The 18410-nt window shown below is 69.6% G+C and carries 19 protein-coding genes; 15 read left to right on the forward strand and 4 right to left on the reverse strand.

The window, feature by feature from the left end; all coding sequences use genetic code 11:
- The 3 genes from DVH02_RS24470 to DVH02_RS24480 all read right to left on the reverse strand — a co-directional run.
- On the reverse strand, positions 1-885 hold an 885-nt coding region (locus DVH02_RS24470; protein ID WP_114625994.1), incomplete at its 3' end, for a COX15/CtaA family protein.
- 100 nt (positions 886-985) lie between these two features.
- Complete coding sequence (locus DVH02_RS24475; protein ID WP_114625995.1) at positions 986-1786, reverse strand: ABC transporter permease; 801 nt, start codon at positions 1784-1786, stop codon at positions 986-988.
- A complete protein-coding gene (locus tag DVH02_RS24480; RefSeq protein ID WP_114625996.1) occupies positions 1783-2733 on the reverse strand; it encodes an ABC transporter ATP-binding protein in 951 nt (316 codons plus the stop codon). Before DVH02_RS24480 ends, DVH02_RS24475 begins: the two co-directional genes overlap by 4 nt.
- 136 nt (positions 2734-2869) lie before the next feature.
- On the opposite strand from DVH02_RS24480, the gene DVH02_RS24485 reads away from it, so the two are divergent.
- The 13 genes from DVH02_RS24485 (at position 2870) to DVH02_RS24545 (ending at position 16100) form a co-directional block, all read left to right on the forward strand.
- Positions 2870-3634 (forward strand): helix-turn-helix transcriptional regulator, encoded by a 765-nt coding sequence (locus DVH02_RS24485; RefSeq protein ID WP_114625997.1) that lies wholly within the window; start codon positions 2870-2872, stop codon positions 3632-3634.
- Positions 3631-5052, forward strand: a complete 1422-nt coding sequence (gene sufB, locus DVH02_RS24490; protein WP_114625998.1) for a Fe-S cluster assembly protein SufB — start codon at positions 3631-3633, stop codon at positions 5050-5052. Before DVH02_RS24485 ends, sufB begins: the two co-directional genes overlap by 4 nt.
- Positions 5053-5165: 113 nt before the next feature.
- Positions 5166-6344 carry a Fe-S cluster assembly protein SufD gene (gene sufD / locus DVH02_RS24495; protein ID WP_114625999.1) on the forward strand — a complete coding sequence of 393 codons (1179 nt, stop codon included), beginning with the start codon at positions 5166-5168 and terminating at the stop codon, positions 6342-6344.
- Positions 6344-6661, forward strand: coding sequence for a bifunctional 3-phenylpropionate/cinnamic acid dioxygenase ferredoxin subunit (locus DVH02_RS24500; RefSeq protein ID WP_114626000.1), 318 nt, complete (start codon positions 6344-6346; stop codon positions 6659-6661). The genes sufD and DVH02_RS24500 overlap by 1 nt, the downstream gene beginning before the upstream one ends.
- Positions 6662-6668: 7 nt before the next feature.
- A complete protein-coding gene (gene sufC, locus DVH02_RS24505; protein ID WP_114626001.1) occupies positions 6669-7433 on the forward strand; it encodes a Fe-S cluster assembly ATPase SufC in 765 nt (254 codons plus the stop codon).
- A complete protein-coding gene (locus DVH02_RS24510; protein WP_114626002.1) occupies positions 7430-8686 on the forward strand; it encodes a cysteine desulfurase in 1257 nt (418 codons plus the stop codon). The genes sufC and DVH02_RS24510 overlap by 4 nt, the downstream gene beginning before the upstream one ends.
- 17 nt (positions 8687-8703) lie before the next feature.
- Complete coding sequence (sufU, locus tag DVH02_RS24515; RefSeq protein ID WP_114626003.1) at positions 8704-9192, forward strand: Fe-S cluster assembly sulfur transfer protein SufU; 489 nt, start codon at positions 8704-8706, stop codon at positions 9190-9192.
- On the forward strand, positions 9189-9527 hold the full coding sequence (locus DVH02_RS24520) for a metal-sulfur cluster assembly factor (protein WP_114626004.1): 339 nt from the start codon (positions 9189-9191) through the stop codon (positions 9525-9527). The genes sufU and DVH02_RS24520 overlap by 4 nt, the downstream gene beginning before the upstream one ends.
- Before the next feature lie 566 nt (positions 9528-10093).
- Entirely contained in the window at positions 10094-10759 is a 666-nt protein-coding gene (locus DVH02_RS24525; RefSeq protein WP_114626005.1) for a methyltransferase family protein, read from the forward strand.
- A gap of 6 nt (positions 10760-10765) precedes the next feature.
- Positions 10766-13441 (forward strand): PEP/pyruvate-binding domain-containing protein, encoded by a 2676-nt coding sequence (locus tag DVH02_RS24530; RefSeq protein ID WP_114626006.1) that lies wholly within the window; start codon positions 10766-10768, stop codon positions 13439-13441.
- The gene (locus DVH02_RS24535; RefSeq protein WP_114626007.1) at positions 13438-14481 is read left to right on the forward strand and encodes a hypothetical protein; all 1044 of its coding nucleotides are present in this window, start codon (positions 13438-13440) and stop codon (positions 14479-14481) included. Before DVH02_RS24530 ends, DVH02_RS24535 begins: the two co-directional genes overlap by 4 nt.
- 145 nt (positions 14482-14626) lie before the next feature.
- Positions 14627-15436, forward strand: a complete 810-nt coding sequence (locus DVH02_RS24540) for an AfsA-related hotdog domain-containing protein (protein WP_114626008.1) — start codon at positions 14627-14629, stop codon at positions 15434-15436.
- Between the two features lie 43 nt (positions 15437-15479).
- Positions 15480-16100 (forward strand): nitroreductase family protein, encoded by a 621-nt coding sequence (locus DVH02_RS24545; RefSeq protein ID WP_233518438.1) that lies wholly within the window; start codon positions 15480-15482, stop codon positions 16098-16100.
- Between the two features lie 168 nt (positions 16101-16268).
- Here DVH02_RS24545 and DVH02_RS24550 read toward each other — a convergent pair whose 3' ends face one another.
- Positions 16269-17423, reverse strand: coding sequence for a hypothetical protein (locus DVH02_RS24550; protein WP_114626010.1), 1155 nt, complete (start codon positions 17421-17423; stop codon positions 16269-16271).
- A gap of 104 nt (positions 17424-17527) precedes the next feature.
- On the opposite strand from DVH02_RS24550, the gene DVH02_RS24555 reads away from it, so the two are divergent.
- Together DVH02_RS24555 and DVH02_RS24560 are read left to right on the forward strand one after the other, a co-directional pair.
- On the forward strand, positions 17528-17848 hold the full coding sequence (locus tag DVH02_RS24555) for a DMT family transporter (RefSeq protein WP_114626011.1): 321 nt from the start codon (positions 17528-17530) through the stop codon (positions 17846-17848).
- Positions 17848-18410: TetR/AcrR family transcriptional regulator (locus tag DVH02_RS24560; protein ID WP_114626012.1), on the forward strand; the 563-nt coding region annotated here is incomplete at its 3' end. The genes DVH02_RS24555 and DVH02_RS24560, both read left to right, overlap by 1 nt.

An 18410-nucleotide genomic window follows, 5' to 3' on the forward strand; every position in this document is an offset into this window, starting at 1 on the left:
CAGCACGGCGATCCACACCAGGCACGAGCCGAGCATGTGGACCCCGACGAGGACTTCCGGGGTGTCCGTGAAGAACTGCACATAGCCGACGGCGCCCTGCGCGAGCAGCACCAGCAGCAGGTCCCGGGCGCGCGCCCGGGTGTCGGCCGGCGCGTCCACCACACGCAGCACCAGCCACATCGCCACCGCCAGCGCGCAGACGACCCAGGCGAACACCGCGTGCACATGAGCGGCCGTCACATAGTCGAACGGCATCCTCGGCACATCGCTGCTGTCGCCCGCGTGCCGGCCGGAACCGGTCACCGTGGTGCCCGCCGCGATCAGTATCACCGAGGAGATCACCAGCGCCCAGGCGAGCTTGCGCACCGGACGCGGGACGCGCGGCCGGGGGGCGCCGTCGCCCTCGTGGGTGCGCAGCCAGGTGAGGGTGGTGACGGTGAGCAGGGCGCTGGCGAGGAGGAAGTGGCCCGCCACGGTCCACGGGTTGAGGTCCGTCAGCACTGTGATGCCGCCGATGACGCCGTTGCCCATCACCAGCCAGAACTGCGACCAGGCGAGCCGGGTCAGGCCGGGGCGACGGGGCTTGACGGAGCGCGCCGCGATGATCGCCCAGCCCACGGCCGCGCACAGGACGTACGTCAGCATCCGGTTGCCGAACTCGATCGCGCCGTGCAGACCCTGCTCCGGCGTGGCGATGAGGCTGTCGTCGGTGCACTTGGGCCAGGTGTCGCAGCCGAGCCCCGAACCGGTCAGCCGGACCGCGCCGCCGGTCACGACGATGAGCACGCTCATCACGACGGCGGTGAGCGCCGCACGGCGCAGAACGCGGGGTGAAGGTGTCCAGCGCTGGGCGATATACGCGAGAGGGTTCAACACGGCCACCATCGTAGGACGGAGCTTGTGCAGGATTTCACGAGGGGTGCGTACGGGACGTTTCGCCTGGTGGAAGCGGGTCTTCCGGCCGGTTCTGCGATGCGTTCGCCGGTTACTCCCAGCGGAAGAGCCGGCCGGCCGCGCCGAGCCCCAGCACCGCCCACACGGCCAGGATCCCCAGAGCGCTCCACGGCATCGCCGCGCCGTGCTGGAGGACGTCCCGCAGCCCCTCGGAGAGCGCCGAGATCGGCAGCAGCCCGAGGACCGAGGCCGCCGCGTCCGGGAACTTGTCCAGCGGCACGATCACCCCGCCGCCCATCAGCAGCAGCAGGAAGACCAGGTTCGCCGCCGCCAGGGTCGCCTCCGCCCTCAGCGTGCCCGCCATCAGCAGCCCGATCCCGGAGAACGCCGCCGTGCCCAGCACGAGCAGCAGTACGACGGCGAACGGATTGCCGTGCGGCGACCAGCCGAGCGCGAACGCGATCACCGCAAGCAGCGCGATCTGCAGCACCTCGGTGGCCAGCACGGAGAACGACTTCGAGGTCATCAGCGCCCAGCGCGGCAGCGGCGACACCGCGAGCCGCTTGAGCACCCCGTAGCGCCGCTCGAAGCCCGTCGCGATGGCCTGGCCGGTGAAGGCCGTGGACATCACGGCCAGCGCGAGGACGCCCGGCGCCAGGAAGTCGACCGCCGCGCCCGCGCCCGTGTCGACGATGTCCACCGTCGAGAAGAGCACCAGCAGCAGCGACGGGATGATCACCGTCAGCAGCAGCTGCTCGCCGTTGCGCAGCAGCAGCTTCGTCTCGAACGCCGTCTGCGCCGCGATCATCCGCGTCAGCGGGGCCGCCCCGGGCGCCGGGGCGTACGTACCGGCGCCCGCGCGGGTCCCCGCGCCGTGGGTCCCTGTGCTCATGGACGCAGCTCCTTGCCGGTCAGTTCGAGGAAGACGTCCTCCAGCGTGCGCCGCTCGACGGAGATCCCGTCCGCCATCACCCCGTGCTGCGCGCACCAGGCCGCCACCGTGGCCAGCAGCTGCGGATCGATCCCGCCGCTGATCCGGTAGACGCCGGGGGTCAGCTCGGCCGCCGCCGTGCCGTCGGGCAGGGCCTTGAGCAGCGAGCCGAGGTCGAGCGCGGGGCGGCCGGTGAAGCGCAGGGTGTTCTCCGCGCCGCCCCGGCACAGCTCCTCCGGGCTGCCCTGGGCGATGACCCGGCCCGCGTCGATGATCACGACATCGTCGGCCAGGGTCTCGGCCTCGTCCATGAAATGCGTGGTCAGTACGGTGCCGACGCCGTCGGCGCGCAGCTCGCGCACCAGCTCCCAGGTGGAGCGGCGGGCCTGCGGGTCGAGGCCGGCGGTCGGCTCGTCCAGGAAGACCAGCTCGGGCCGGCCGACCACGGCCAGCGCCAGCGCCAGCCGCTGCTGCTGACCGCCGGAGAGCCGCCGGTAGGTGGTACGCCCGCAGCTGCCCAGGCCGAGCCGCTCGATCAGCGTGTCCACGTCGAGCGGGTGCGCGTGCAGCCGGGCCATGTGGCGCAGCATCTCGTCGGCGCGCGCGCCGGAGTACACGCCCCCGGACTGGAGCATCACGCCGATGCGCGGGCGCAGCCGTGCGGCGTCCGCCACGGGGTCGAGGCCGAGGACGCGCACGGTCCCGGCATCCGGACGGCGGTATCCCTCGCAGGTTTCGACGGTGGTGGTCTTGCCCGCGCCGTTGGGGCCGAGCACGGCGGTGACCGTACCGGCGCGCACCACCAGGTCGAGGCCGTCGACCGCGGTCTTCGTCCCGTACCGCTTCACCAGCCCCCGTACCTCTACGAGACTGTCGGGCACGGCGCCGCCCGGGGAGACCTGTTGCATGCCCGGAAGTCTAGGCGCGCCCGTCCGCCGCCCCGCTTCCGCCCTATTTCTTAGGTAACCCTTAGTGACGAAGGGCACCGTCGCCCGTGCGGGAGGGTGGTTGCCGCCGCCGAAGGAATTACGCAACAATGGCGTTGTGAAATACGTTGGCGAGGCTCCCCAGGAGGAACTCGCGACCGGTGAGCACTCCACTCGCAACCGGGTCGCGCGCTCCATCCTGGACCACGGCCCGTCCACCGTCTCCGAGCTGGCGGGGCGCCTCGGGCTCACCCAGGCCGCCGTCCGCCGCCATCTGGACGCCCTGGTAGCGGATGCCGTGGTGGAGCCGCGTGACCAGCGAGTCTACGGCTCGCGAGGGCGCGGCAGGCCCGCCAAGGCGTTCGCCCTGACCGACTGCGGCCGGGACGCCTTCGACCAGTCCTACGACCAGCTCGCCGCCGACGCCCTGCGCTGGATCGCCACCGCGGCCGGCGGCGGGGAGCGCGGCGAGGCCGCCGTGGCCGCCTTCGCCCGCGCCCGTATCGCCGACCAGGCCGAGGGCTACCGGTCGGCCGTCGAGGCCGCCGGCCCCGAGGGGCGCACGAAGGCGCTCGCCGAGGCGCTGAGCGCGGACGGGTACGCTGCTACGGCTCGCGGCGCGCCCAACCGGCAGGGCGAGCAGCTCTGCCAGCACCACTGCCCGGTCGCGCACGTCGCCGAGCAGTTCCCCCAGTTGTGCGAGGCGGAGACGGAATTCTTCTCCCAGCTGCTCGGGACGCATGTGCAACGACTGGCCACCATCGCCCACGGTGACGGGGTCTGCACCACGTTCATCCCCGGGACGACCGCACAGCCCGCCGCACCACCCTCACCGACCACCCATCACGCTTCTGAAAGCACAGCCGGGAGGAACCCCGCATGACGATCCCCACGGAGACTGCCCACCCTGAGCTAGAGGGTCTGGGTACGTACGAATTCGGCTGGGCCGACTCCGACGCCGCCGGTGCCGCGGCCAAGCGCGGCCTCTCCGAGGCCGTCGTCCGCGACATCTCGGCGAAGAAGAACGAGCCGGAGTGGATGCTGAAGCTGCGCCTCAAGGGCCTGCGGCTGTTCGGCAAGAAGCCCATGCCCAACTGGGGCTCGGACCTGTCGGGCATCGACTTCGACAACATCAAGTACTTCGTGCGCTCCACCGAGAAGCAGGCCGCTTCATGGGAGGAGCTGCCCGAGGACATCAAGAACACCTACGACAAGCTCGGCATCCCGGAGGCGGAGAAGCAGCGCCTGGTCGCGGGCGTCGCCGCGCAGTACGAGTCCGAGGTGGTCTACCACCAGATCCGTGAGGACCTGGAGGAGAAGGGTGTCATCTTCCAGGACACCGACACCGCGCTCAAGGAGCACCCGGAGCTGTTCCAGGAGTACTTCGGCACGGTGATCCCGGTCGGCGACAACAAGTTCGCCTCGCTCAACACGTCCGTGTGGTCCGGCGGATCGTTCATCTACGTGCCGAAGGGCGTGCACGTCGACATCCCGCTCCAGGCGTACTTCCGTATCAACACGGAGAACATGGGCCAGTTCGAGCGGACGCTGATCATCGTCGACGAGGACGCCTACGTCCACTACGTCGAGGGCTGTACCGCGCCGATCTACTCCTCGGACTCGCTGCACAGCGCCGTGGTCGAGATCATCGTGAAGAAGGGCGGCCGCTGCCGCTACACGACCATCCAGAACTGGTCGAACAACGTCTACAACCTGGTGACCAAGCGCGCCGTGGCCTACGAGGGCGCGACGATGGAGTGGGTCGACGGCAACATCGGCTCCAAGGTCACCATGAAGTACCCCGCCGTCTACCTGATGGGCGAGCACGCCAAGGGCGAGACCCTGTCCATCGCCTTCGCGGGCGAGGGCCAGCACCAGGACGCCGGCGCCAAGATGGTCCACATGGCCCCGCACACCTCGTCCAACATCGTCTCCAAGTCGGTGGCGCGCGGCGGCGGCCGTACCTCGTACCGCGGTCTGATCGAGATCGGCGAGGGCGCCGAGGGCTCCAAGTCCAACGTGCTCTGCGACGCGCTGCTGGTCGACACCATCTCGCGCTCGGACACCTACCCGTACGTGGACGTCCGCGAGGACGACGTGTCCATGGGTCACGAGGCGACCGTCTCCAAGGTCTCCGAGGACCAGCTCTTCTACCTGATGAGCCGCGGGATGACGGAGTTCGAGGCGATGGCGATGATCGTGCGCGGCTTCGTCGAGCCGATCGCCAAGGAGCTGCCCATGGAGTACGCCCTGGAACTGAACCGGCTGATCGAGCTGCAGATGGAGGGGTCGGTCGGCTGACGCGCGACCCGCACCGACCGACGCGCCGCCGGGGAACCCCGGCGGCGACCGCGAACGCATTTCCCGCGACCGCATTTCCTACGCAGAGGCAGAGAGAGAGCACGACGACAGCCATGGCTGAGGCTCAGAACATTCCGGTGGGTTCCACCACCGCCGGTTCGATCGCGGTGGCCGCCGAGTCGACCGTCGCCACGCGCATGAGCGCGCCCCCGTCCTTCGACGTCGCGGACTTCCCCGTCCCGCACGGCCGCGAGGAGGAGTGGCGGTTCACGCCGCTGGAGCGCCTGCGCGGGCTGCACGACGGCACGGCCGTCGCGACGGACGGCGTCACCGTCGAGGTGAGCGCCCCCGAGGGCGTCACGGTCGAGACCGTGGGCCGCGACGACGCGCGGGTCGGCCGGGCCGGCGCGCCCGTGGACCGGGTCGCCGCCCAGGCACACTCCTCCTTCGAGCGGGCCTCGGTCGTCTCGGTGCCCAAGGAGACCGCCCTCACCGAGCCGATCAGGATCACCGTCCACGGCGAGGGCGGCGTCTCCTACGGCCAGCAGATCGTCGAACTCGGAGCCTTCGCCGAGGCGGTCGTCGTCATCGACCACACCGGCGACGCGGTCCTCGCGGCCAACGTCGACTACCTCATCGGCGACGGCGCCAAGCTGACCGTCGTCTCCGTCCAGGACTGGGACGACAAGGCCGTCCACGTCGGCCAGCACAACGCGCTGGTCGGCCGCGACGCCTCCTTCAAGTCGATCGTCGTCACCCTCGGCGGCGACGTCGTACGGCTCCACCCGCGCGTGCGCTACGCCGGGCCCGGCGGCGAGGCCGAGCTGTTCGGCCTCTACTTCACCGACCGCGGCCAGCACCAGGAGCACCGCCTCCTGATCGACCACAACGCCCCGCACTGCACGTCGAACGCCATGTACAAGGGCGCGCTCCAGGGCTCCGACGCGCACGCGGTGTGGATCGGTGACGTCGTCATCCGCGTCCAGGCCGAGGGCACCGACACGTACGAGATGAACCGCAACCTGGTCCTCACGGACGGCGCCCGCGTCGACTCCGTACCGAACCTGGAGATCGAGACGGGCGAGATCGCCGGCGCCGGTCACGCGTCGGCCACCGGCCGCTTCGACGACGAGCAGCTGTTCTACCTGATGGCCCGCGGCATCCCGGAGACCGAGGCCCGCCGCCTGGTGGTCCGCGGCTTCTTCGCCGAGCTGGTCCAGCAGATCGGGCTGCCGGACGTCGAGGAGCGCCTGATGACCAAGATCGAGGCGGAGCTGGAGGCGACAGTCTGATGACCTTCGTCCGTGCCTGTGGGCTGAGCGAGCTGGAGGAGGACACCCCGAAGCGGGTGGAACTCGACGGCACGCCCGTCTCCGTCGTCCGCACCGAGGGCGAGGTGTTCGCGATCAACGACATCTGCTCGCACGCGAACGTCTCGCTCTCGGAGGGCGAGGTCGAGGACTGCATGATCGAGTGCTGGCTGCACGGGTCCAGCTTCGACCTCCGCACCGGCAAGCCGTCCGGCCTTCCCGCGACGCGCCCCGTCCCCGTGTACCCCGTAAAGATCCAAGGGGACGATGTGCTCGTCTCCGTCACCCAGGAGTCCTGAGTCACCCATGGCAACGCTTGAAATCCACGACCTGCACGTCACTGTCGAGGCGGACAACGCCACGAAGGAGATCCTGCGCGGTGTCGACCTCACCGTGAAGCAGGGCGAGACGCACGCCATCATGGGCCCCAACGGCTCAGGCAAGTCGACCCTCGCCTACTCCCTCGCGGGCCACCCGAAGTACACCATCACCGGTGGCACCGTGACCCTGGACGGCGAGGACGTCCTGGAGATGACCGTCGACGAGCGCGCCCGCGCCGGTCTCTTCCTGGCGATGCAGTACCCCGTCGAGGTCCCCGGTGTCTCCGTCTCCAACTTCCTGCGCACCTCGGCGACCGCGATCCGCGGCGAGGCGCCCAAGCTGCGCACCTGGGTGAAGGAGGTGCGGGAGACCATGGAGCGCCTCCAGATGGACCCGTCCTTCGCCGAGCGCAACGTCAACGAGGGCTTCTCCGGCGGTGAGAAGAAGCGCCACGAGATCCTCCAGCTCGAACTGCTCAAGCCCAAGATCGCCATCCTCGACGAGACCGACTCCGGCCTCGACGTGGACGCCCTGCGCGTGGTCTCCGAGGGCGTCAACCGCGTCCGCGAGTCCGGCGAGGTCGGCACCCTGCTGATCACGCACTACACGCGGATCCTGCGCTACATCAAGCCCGACTTCGTCCATGTCTTCGCCCAGGGCCGCATCGCCGAGTCCGGCGGCGCCGAGCTGGCCGACAAGCTGGAGAACGAGGGCTACGAGGCATACGCGAAGGGTGGCGTCACCGCGTGACACAGCTGCCGGGCCTTCTCGACACCGAGGCGATCCGCAAGGACTTCCCCTTGTTGGACCGTACGGTCCACGACGGTAAGAAGGTCGTGTACCTGGACAACGCCGCGACCTCCCAGAAGCCGCGCCAGGTGCTCGACGCCCTCAACGAGTACTACGAGCGGCACAACGCCAACGTCCACCGTGGTGTGCACGTGCTCGCCGAGGAGGCCACGGCGCTGTACGAGGGCGCCCGCGACAAGGTCGCCGCCTTCATCAACGCGCCGAGCCGCGACGAGGTGATCTTCACCAAGAACGCCTCCGAGTCGCTCAACCTCGTGGCCAACATGCTGGGCTGGGCCGACGAGCCCTACCGGGTCGACCACGAGACCGAGATCGTCATCACGGAGATGGAGCACCACTCCAACATCGTGCCGTGGCAGCTGCTCTCGCAGCGCACCGGGGCGAAGCTGAAGTGGTTCGGCCTCACCGACGACGGCCGCCTCGACCTGTCCGACATCAACGAGGTCATCACCGAGAAGACGAAGATCGTCTCCTTCGTGCTGGTCTCCAACATCCTGGGCACGGTCAACCCGGTCGAGGCGATCGTCCGCCGCGCCCAGCAGGTCGGCGCGCTGGTGCTGATCGACGCCTCGCAGGCCGCCCCGCACATGCCGGTGGACGTCCAGGCGCTCCAGGCCGACTTCGTGGCCTTCACCGGCCACAAGATGTGCGGCCCGACCGGCATCGGCGTGCTCTGGGGCCGCCAGGAGCTGCTGGAGGACCTGCCGCCGTTCCTGGGCGGCGGGGAGATGATCGAGACCGTGTCGATGAACTCCTCGACGTACGCCCCCGCGCCGCACAAGTTCGAGGCCGGCACGCCCCCGATCGCCCAGGCCGTCGGCCTCGGCGCGGCCGTGGACTACCTCTCGTCCATCGGCATGGACAAGATCGCCGCGCACGAGCACGCGATCACCGAGTACGCGGTCAAGCGGCTGCTGGAAGTCCCCGACCTGCGCATCATCGGCCCGGTGACGGCCGAGGACCGCGGCGCCGCGATCTCGTTCACGCTCGGCGACATCCACCCGCACGACGTGGGCCAGGTCCTCGACGAGCAGGGCATCGCGGTACGGGTCGGCCACCACTGCGCCCGTCCGGTCTGCCTGCGGTACGGAATTCCGGCGACCACGCGAGCGTCTTTCTATCTGTACTCCACACCGGCCGAGGTGGACGCCCTGGTCGAGGGGCTGGAGCACGTCCGTAACTTCTTCGGATGAGGGTCGAGGACTGAGCCGTGAAGCTGGATTCGATGTACCAGGACGTCATCCTGGACCACTACAAGCACCCGCACGGGCGCGGTCTGCGTGACGGTGACGCCGAGGTGCACCATGTGAACCCGACCTGCGGCGACGAGATCACCCTGCGGGTGCGGTACGAGGGCACGCGGATCGCGGACGTCTCGTACGAGGGCCAGGGCTGCTCCATCAGCCAGGCGAGCGCCTCCGTGCTCAACGACCTCCTGGTCGGCAAGGAGCTGGCCGAGGCGCGGAAGATCCAGGGCACCTTCCTGGAGCTGATGCAGTCCAGGGGCCGGCTGGAGCCGGACGACGCGATGGAGGAGGTGCTGGAGGACGCGGTCGCGTTCGCCGGCGTCTCCAAGTACCCGGCCCGGGTCAAGTGCGCCCTGCTGTCCTGGATGGCCTGGAAGGACGCCACGGTCCAGGCCCTGGGCGAGGACACGGGCGACGACTCGGGCAACGACTCTCTGAAGGAGACGGCATGAGCGAGAACGACACCGTGACGATGAAGCCGGCCTCCGAGGAGGAGGTCCGCGAGGCGCTGTACGACGTGGTCGACCCCGAGCTGGGGATCGACGTCGTCAACCTCGGGCTGATCTACGGCATCCACATCGACGACGCGAACATCGCCACCCTGGACATGACCCTGACGTCGGCGGCCTGTCCGCTGACCGATGTGATCGAGGACCAGGCGAAGTCGGCGACGGACGGCATCGTCAACGAGCTGAAGATCAACTGGGTCTGGATGCCCCCGTGGGGCCCGGACAAGATCACCGACGACGGCCGCGAGCAGCTGCGCGCGCTGGGCTTCAACGTCTGAGCGGTGCGCCGCGCTGTGCGCGCGCATGTGAAGGGCCCCACCGACCGGACCGGTCGGTGGGGCCCTTCACATGTACGCGGGGGAACAGGGGGGGGGCGGCGCGGACGCGTGAGTGGGCGGCACCTAGACTGGCGCCCACCCGCGTCGGGCCCGCGTTGATTCCGCCACTGATCGTGCGGCCGCGCGAGCGCGGAACGCGCCAGAGGTTCGCGTTTAAATGAACTGCGAGCGGGAGCCGGCCCCGCAATCCCGACCCGGCAAATCCAACTTTTGCGGCATGTGCGGCATTTCGGCAAGGTGACGTCTGTTAAATTTTGCCGAAGAATAAGGATATTCGAAATGATCCCGCAATGAATTGATGCATCTCGGACCGCTCCGCCTGTCTGAAAACGTACGCCGGGCGGAGTGATTATGTTGACATCCGCGCCGCGCCCCGGTGAGTATTCGGTGCGTGATCAATTCGAGTTAATCCGATCGGCCGTTACTGATGTCCGACGGTTTCCTCGCACTGTTCGCTCGGTGGTGGCCGAGATCCTGTCCGAATTACCGGAAGGTGAACTGCGCCTATGGCTGGACATTCCTTCAGGGCTGCGTTGCGAGGTAAATCCCTGCTCGTTCTCTTCCTGCTGGCTGCCGCTGTCCTGGCGGTGGCCTCCGTGCGCGAGCTGACGCGGTGGTCGGAGCCGGTGCACCGAGTCGCCGCGATCATGACGATCGCGTACCTCCTCTGGCTGGTCCTGGAGGTCCGCGTCACGGCGCGCAGCTCCGCCTCGCCGAAGGCGGAGACGGACCGGGGCACGGTCCACGTGTACGCGTCGGCCAGGCTGATCACACTGGTCGCGGCGACCGTACCGCCGCCGTACTGGACCGAGTACCAGCCGTGGCTGCTGGTCCTGGTCGCCCTGTTCCTCGGCGGCGTCGCCCTGCGGCTCGCCGCGATCCGTACCCTGGGGCGCTTCTACTCCCACCGGGTGCGCGCGCTGTCGGATCACAGCATCGTCACGACCGGGCCGTACCGCTATCTGCGCCATCCGGCCTATACGGGCATGATTCTCGCGAACCTCGCCTTCGTCTCCTTTTTCATCAACGCGTGGAGCGCCGCCGCACTGATGGTCCTGTTCCTGCCCACCCTCATGGTGAGGATCCATGTGGAAGAGCGAATGCTGTTCACTCTTGCCGGCTATCGCGAGTTCGCCGCATCGCGACGCCGCCTGATTCCTTTTGTCTGGTGATTCTTCATGGTTAATTCAATCATCGAGCAACGAAATCTACTCGACGAGCGATCCGTGGGCGGGAAATTCTCCCGACAGGCCCGTATGGTCGAGCAGGGATTTTCCGTCCCCAAGTTTTTCTGCATTTCTCCCGATGTGCACAGACGATTACTGGACACCATCCGCCCCGACGTCGAAAAGATCCTTGAGCAACTGGATCCGACGTCCCCGGAACAGCTGTCCACCGCTGCCGAAGAGCTGCGCCGCCTCGTCCACGAGGCGCCTGTGCCGCCCGGCGTGACGGAATCCCTGTACGCCGCCTTCGACAAGCACTTTCCGGGTGGGGGCCTGGTCTCGGTGCGGTCGTGCATCGTCCGTCGGGACGGCCTGCCGGGGGAGGACTCCGAACAGGACGCCTTCGCGGGCGTCAGCGACAGCTTCCTGTACGTGGACCGGGCGCGGCTGCTGGACCGGGTCCGCGACTGCTGGTCCTCAGGGCTGGGGACCCAGGCGCTGCTGTACATCCTCAACCGCGGCATGAGCCCGGACGAGTTCGCGGTCAGTGTGGGCGTGCAGCGGATGGTGCCCGGCACACGGTCGTTCGTGCTGTTCACCTGCGACCCGCGGACCGGCGCCCGTGACCGGGTGCTGGCCGCCGGTCTCGGTATCGGTGAGGGCGTCGTACAGGAGAAGGTGCCCGTCGACCACTACTTCGTCGACCGGGCCGGTGGACGGATCTCCGCGCGCGTCGTGCGCAAGGACTCGGCCGTCCGCAACGATCCCGGGCGCCCGGAATCGGGGCTGGACATCCTGCCGGTACCCGCGGACCAGCAGCTGCTTCCCGCCCTCACCGACGAGCAGGTACGGCATATCGTCGGCCTCGGCGACAGGATCGAACGCCTCTTCGGCTCCCCCCAGGACATCGAGGGAACCGTCACGGACGACGGCACCGTGCATATTCTCCAGTCCCGCCCGGTGGTGCTGGAGCGGGAGAGCCAGCGGCTGTGGAGCAACGCGAACATCACCGAGAGCTTCCCCGGTGTGACCACGGCGCTGACGTACTCCTTCGCCCAGCGCTTCTACCGCGCGGACTTCCGTGACTTCTACCGGCGGCTGGGCGTGCCGGCGAAGGTGCTGGACCGCCACGAGGCCGACCTGAACGGCATGATCGGTCTGCTGAACGGCCGCGTGTACTACGCGATCGACAGCTGGTACCGACTGCACCGGATGTCCCGGCTGTTCCCCGTATGGCGCGGAAGCTGGGAGCGGATGATGGGGCTGTCGCCGTCCATAGCGGACAGCCGCCAGGACCGGCTGCCGCGCCGGGCGGTCTCCGTCGCCGATGTCACGGCGTTCGCCGCGCGCATCGCCGGGCAGCGGGTGAGCCACGATCGAGCCGCCCGCCGATTCCTGCGCTGGTGGAACACCACGATCGAAGAGCACCGGGCCGCGGCGGACGACGCCGACGCCCTGCGGCTCGCACGGCTCGTGCCCAGTCTGTGGCGCGAGGTCGGCGACCACTGGGGAGTGACCCTGGTCAACGACTTCTTCCTGCAGACCACCGCGGACATCATCACCGCCCTGTTCGAGCGCTGGCTTCCGGACGCCGACCCGGGGCTGCGGGCGGGGCTGCTGTGCGGAGGCCACGAGAACCGCAGTGTCACCATCATGATGTCCGTGGTCGGTCTCGCGGAGGAGACCCGCACCCGGCCCGACCTGATGGCGGCACTGGAGAGCAAACCGGCCGATGAGGTCTGGCAGGGGATCGTCCGGGGCGACCACGGGCCCGAGATCGCCCGGCGCTTCCAGGACCACCTGCGGCACCACGGCGACCGCGGTCTGCAGGAACTCAAGCTGGAGGTCCCCGCCCCGCGCCAGGACCCCGCTCAACTCCTCAGGGCCGTCGCCGACTACGCGCGCGCGACCCTCACCCGTGCGGAGTTGCGCGCCAGGGAGATCACGGCGCGACGCGACGCGGAGAGGGAGCTGGGCCGGTTGCTGGTGGCCCACCCCGCCCGGCGTCGCGTCCTGCGCACGCTGCTCGACCAGCAGCGCCGCTACACCGCCTTCCGCGAGGACTCGCGCTACTGCCGCAGTGAGCTGTTCGGATTCGCCAAGGACGTGTTCCGGCGGCTGGGAGAGGACCTGGCGAGCCGCGGCGTCATCGACAGGGCGCAGGACGTGGTCCACCTCACCCACGACGAAGTGCTCGGATACTTCGACGGAACGGCCGTCACCGACGACCTGCGCTCCCTCGTGCGGCTTCGCGAAGCGGAGTTCGACGCCCGCCCGTCCGAACTCCCCATGGACTTCGCCACCATGGGACCGGTCCGCGACGCGCTGCCCGACACCGGGCAGGTCCACCTGGACGACGAGGTCCTCACCGGCCTCGGCTCCAGCGGTGGCATCGTCCAGGGCACGGCCCGCATCGTCCTGGATCCGCACGAACCCCTCGAACGCTCCGACGACATGATCCTGGTGGCGCGCGAGACCGATCCCGGGTGGATGTTTCTGATGCTCGCGGCACGCGGCATCGTGGTGGAACGGGGCACCATGCTGTCCCACACCGCGATCACCGGCCGCAAGTTCGGAATCCCCACCGTGGTCTCGGTGCCCCATGCCACCAAGCGGATCACTGACGGAGCCCGGATCGAACTGGACGGGGCCAAGGGGACCGTACGACTGCTGGACGGCCCGGAGTGAGCGCCCCACGCCGGAAGAGCCCGGCGCCCGAGGCGACACCGCCGGTCACACCGCCCGTCGCACCGCCGGTCGCATCCCCCGTCGCACCGCCGGTCGCGCGCGATCCCGGCACCCCGGGCACCACCATCGGGAGGCTCCTCGGCTTCCTCCGGGAACGCGCGCCCTCCCGCGTCTATCTGACCTACGCGGTCACCTGGGTGCTCGGCATGCAGGCACTGCTGGCGTACACCGAGCCGGCGGGTACCCGTTGGCGGCCGGGTTGGGGAACCGCCGCCGAAATCCTCTGCGTGTGGCTCGCGTTGATCTTCGCGCGCATCGTCGACGAGCAGAAGGACCTCGCGTACGACCGCGTGCACAACCCGACCCGCCCCCTGCCGCGCGGTGCCGTCACCACGGGTGAACTCCGGGTCGCGATGGCGGTGATCGTCGTCCTGCTCCTGGGGCTCACCCTGGGGCGTTCCACGCTCCTCGGACTCTGGATGACGCTGTTCCTGGTCTACGACTGCTTCCTGGTCGGGCTGGAGAAATGGTCACGGCGCGTGCGGGACGGCATCTTCCTCAACCTGATCGTGACCTATCCGGTGCAGGCGGTGGTGAGCGGACACATCTGGCTGGCCTACCTCGACAGCGGCGGCACCGGTTTCCGGTGGAGCGGCGCGGCGGCGATGGTGGTCTGCGCGGGCGCCTTCCTGCACTTCGAGTTCGCCCGGAAGACAGGCCGTACGAACGTTCCCGGCGCGACGCTCTACTCGAACGTCGTCGGCACCCGCGCGTCCGTGGGCCTGGCGCTGGGCAGTGCGCTGATCGCCGCTGTGGGCGTCGTCGTCGTCACCCGGCCATGGACCGCCGACGGTCCCGAGGCCCTGGCCGCCTGGCTCCCGCTGGCCGCGTGGGCCTACGTATGGGTCGGCGCGGAGCGCTTCCTGGCCGGCCGGACGACCACCTGGCCGCCCGTGCCCGCCATGGGCTTCATCGCCTGCCTCTACCTCGGCCTCGTCGTCTCCGCGCTCTGCGCGGGACCGGGAAGCGTCATCGGCTGATCCGCCCCACCTTGCCGCCCCGCCTTGCCGCCCCGCCCTCCGCGGATCCCTTCGGTGGACCACGGCCTCACGAGCCGAGCGAGGCTTCCCGCCACCCCTCCCGCGGCACGGCGTGCACAACCCTCATCAGAGAAAGGTGCCGCACATGGACGGCGTTCGCACCTCAGGCAGCACGCAGACCATGCCCGTCGACAGCAGCAACACCTTCTACTTCGACCATCCGCTCGACCACATCCCCGGGATCATGCTGCTCACCGAGATGCTCCAAGCGGTGCGCGTGACACACGAGGCCGCCAAGGGCCCCCTCACCGCGGGGCGCACCCGGCTGGACGTGCAGTTTCCCGTCATGTGCGAGTCCGGCACCGATGTCGTGCTGGAGTGCGTTCCCGACGAGGTCTCCAGCAGCTGGGAGGTCACCGCACGGCAGTCGGACATCACGGTGAGCGAGGCCCGGGTCACCTTCACCACCGAAGCAGGCACCGGACTCGACGCCACGGCACCACGCGTCAACGCCTCCCTGGTCCACCGGCAGCGGGTGGAGAACGTCCTGCTGGGCCCGCCCCGGGAGACAGCCGAGGCGAGCGTCGTATCCCACCTGGTCTCCCCGCCCCCCGGCCATCCTCTGCTGGCGAACAGTCCCTCGGTGCGGAGCGAGGAGGAACTGATCGAGGCCGCACGCCAGTTCTGCACCCTGCTCAGCCACCATTACCAGGGCGAGCGGGAGGACGCGCAGATCCTCTGGCTGTCGTGCACCGCGGACCTGCCGCGTGATCTGCCGCGTGAACAACCGGTCAGCATCAGTTGGACGCCGACCACGAGCAGGTTACGCACCGTACGGTACGACCTGAAGTTGACCGACCCGGTCACGGACACCGAGTACGGCCGGATCGTCAACGTCTCCCGTTGTATCGACCCCGCCACCTACCGGCGGCTCCGATCCTCCCAGGCGGGCTGAGTTGGACGGCATGGCGGGAGACCGCGCGTCGGACAGGAGCACCGTGGACACGGATCTCCTCCTGACGACCACGAGGACGGTCCGGCGCCGACTCGACCTGACCCGCCCGGTCGAGCTGTCACTGGTCAAGGACTGTCTGCGCGTCGCCCTGCAGGCACCCACCGGGGGCGACCGCCAGGACTGGCGATGGATCGTCGTGACCGACCCCGACCTGCGTCGGAGGATCGGAGAGGTCTACCGCACGTGTTTCGAGCGGCGCTACGGGCGCCTGGCCGACGATCCCTCCCGGGACGGTACGGCCGGAAGGCTCGCGCGCAGCGCCGCGTACCTCGCCCGGAACCTGGAGTCCGTTCCGGTGCTCGTCATCCCGTGCCTGGACCTGGGCGAGCGGAAGCTGCCGCCGACCAACCAGGCCGGAGTCTGGTCATCGGTGCTGCCCGCGGCGTGGAGTTACATGCTGGCCGCCCGATCCCGGGGCCTCGCCGTGGCGTGGACCACCGTGCACCTGGACGCGGAGCGGGAGTGCGCCGATCTTCTCGGACTCCCACCGGGAGTGCACCAGGCGGCGCTCCTTCCCACCGCTCACTCACTGGGGGACTCCTACCGTCCGGCCCAGCGGCTTCCGTTGGAGGAGTGCCTGCACCTCGACGGCTGGAACGCCTGACGACCGGAACGGCCCCCGCTCGCGACCGGCAGGCGGAGAGACCGGGGAACGGACAGGCCCCGGCGGGCCGCGGGCCGCGGGGCGCGGGGCGCGGATCCCCCCGGGCCAGGACCGTTCCACGGCAGGACCGTTCCGCGCCAGGACCGTTCCGTGCCGGGGGCGGCGGCGCTACAGGCCGGCCGCGTGGGCCAGGGTGGGGCCCAGGTTCTCGTTGCGGAGGCGCTGGTCCACGTACAGCAGGTTCAGAACGAGCTGCGGGAACGTCGCCGTGACGACCTGGCTGATCACGCCCGCGACGAGGGCGACCACGAGATATCCGGCCAGGAACGTGAGCAGTTGGGAGGGCCGGATGACCGACCCGTCGGTGGTGAGGCTCAGTTGGCCGCCGGTCATGCCCACCACGTTGACGATCTGCTGGATGAGAGCCCCGGCCATGCCGGCGAGCAGGGTACCGAGGAGCGAGACGCCGAAGATCCGCCACCACGCGCCGCGTACCAGCTCCGCCGAGCGGCGCAGGGCGGTGATCGGGCCGCTGGACTCGATCACCGCCACCGCGGGGGCCAGGCTGAAGCGGATCCAGAGCCAGGTGCTGAGCGGCACCAGCGCGAGGGCGCCGAGAAAACCGACCGGCAGGAGCCACCTCGGCCCCTCGAAGGGCCAGTCGTCGGCGCCGGACGGGACGAACAGCAGGCCGACGCAGCCGAGCACGAACAGGGCGAGCGGCGGCAGGGCGGTCAGGAAAGTCAGGAAGGAGGCCCCCAGGACCGAGGCGAGTCTCGACCCCGCCGTACGGGCGACCTGGCCGATCGTGATCGGGCGCCCCAGCACCGCCTGGCGGACGACGGCCGGACAGGCGGCCTGGATCGCGGTGTTGGAGATGAGCAACAACACCATGCCGAAGAGCCAGAAGCACACGAAGGCGATCACCACCGGGCGGATCTCCGCCCAGGGCGGCTCGGTGTCGCCGCGGTCGCCGAAGATCGTGCGCAGATGGTCGCCGACGGCCGCGTACGCGACCAGCGCGGCGCCCGCCATGAGCAGGGCGGCCGCGGCGTACACGGCCAGAGCCGTGCCGAGCAGCTGCTTCCAGTGGCGGCTGATGGTGCTGAAGGCGCCGTTGAGTATGTCGCTGGTGCGCAGCGGGGCGAGCGGGATCACGCCGGGCTTGGGAGGTGAGGGCGGCGGTGTCCAGCCGCCCCCGCCGCCCCAACCGCCCCAGCCGTGCGGCCCGTTGCCGTAGGGCCAGGAGCCGTACGGTCTGTCTCCGCCGTGCCCCGTGTCGCCCTGCCCCGCGCCGTTCTGACCTGTGCCGTCCTGCGCCATCGCTCCGCCCCCGAGTTCTCTCTTTATCTGAACAACACACCGTATACGGCGAAGATCTCCGTCGTTGTGTACGGTCGTACGTATCGATGCGTACACTCGTACACATGGGATATGGACTGCTGGCCGCGGCGATCGCGGCGGAGGTGGCCGGTACGACGGCCATGAAGTACAGCGAGGGCTTCACCCGGCTGTGGCCGTCGCTGCTGACCGCGGCGGGCTATCTGCTGGCGTTCGGGCTGCTGGCCAAGACGCTGAAGACGCTCTCCGTGGGCACCGCGTACGCGATCTGGGCAGGCTCCGGCACGGCGCTCATCGCCGTCATCGGCATGGTCTTCATGAACGAGTCGGCGGACCCCGTCAAACTGGCGGGCATCGGCCTGGTGATCGCGGGCGTCGTCGTACTCAACCTCGGAGGAGCCCACTGATGAGCCGTCGTTACGACCCCGAGCGCCGCCAGCGCATCATCGACGCGGCGATCCGGGTCGTCGGGCGCGGCGGTATCGCCGGGCTGAGCCATCGCACCGTCGCCACCGAGGCGGATGTGCCGCTCGGCTCGACCACCTATCACTTCGCCTCGCTGGACGAGCTGTTGATCGCCGCGCTGCGTCAGGCCAACGAGGGCTTCGCGGCGGCCGTACGGGAGAGCGGCGCCTTCGTGGAGCCGCGGTGCGATGTCGCGGGGGAGCTGGCGCGGCTGACGGGGGAGTGGCTGGCGGGCGACCGTGCCGGTGTGGAGCTGGAGTACGAGCTGTACCTCGCGGCGCTGCGCAGGCCCGCGCTGCGGCCGGTCGCGGCCGAGTGGTGCTCCGGGCTCACCGAGGTGCTCGCGCCCCGCACCGACCCGGTCACCGCGCGGGCGCTGGTCGCGCTGCTGGACGGGATCTGCCTGCAGGTGCTGCTGACGGGCGCCGTGTACGACGAGGCGTACGCGCGGGAGATGCTGGCGCGGGTGGCGTCGGGGTCGCGGGCGGGCGCGGGGGCCGAGGT

The sequence above is a fragment of the Streptomyces corynorhini genome, assembly GCF_003346515.1.
GTDB classification, from domain to species: Bacteria; Actinomycetota; Actinomycetes; order Streptomycetales; family Streptomycetaceae; genus Streptomyces; species Streptomyces corynorhini.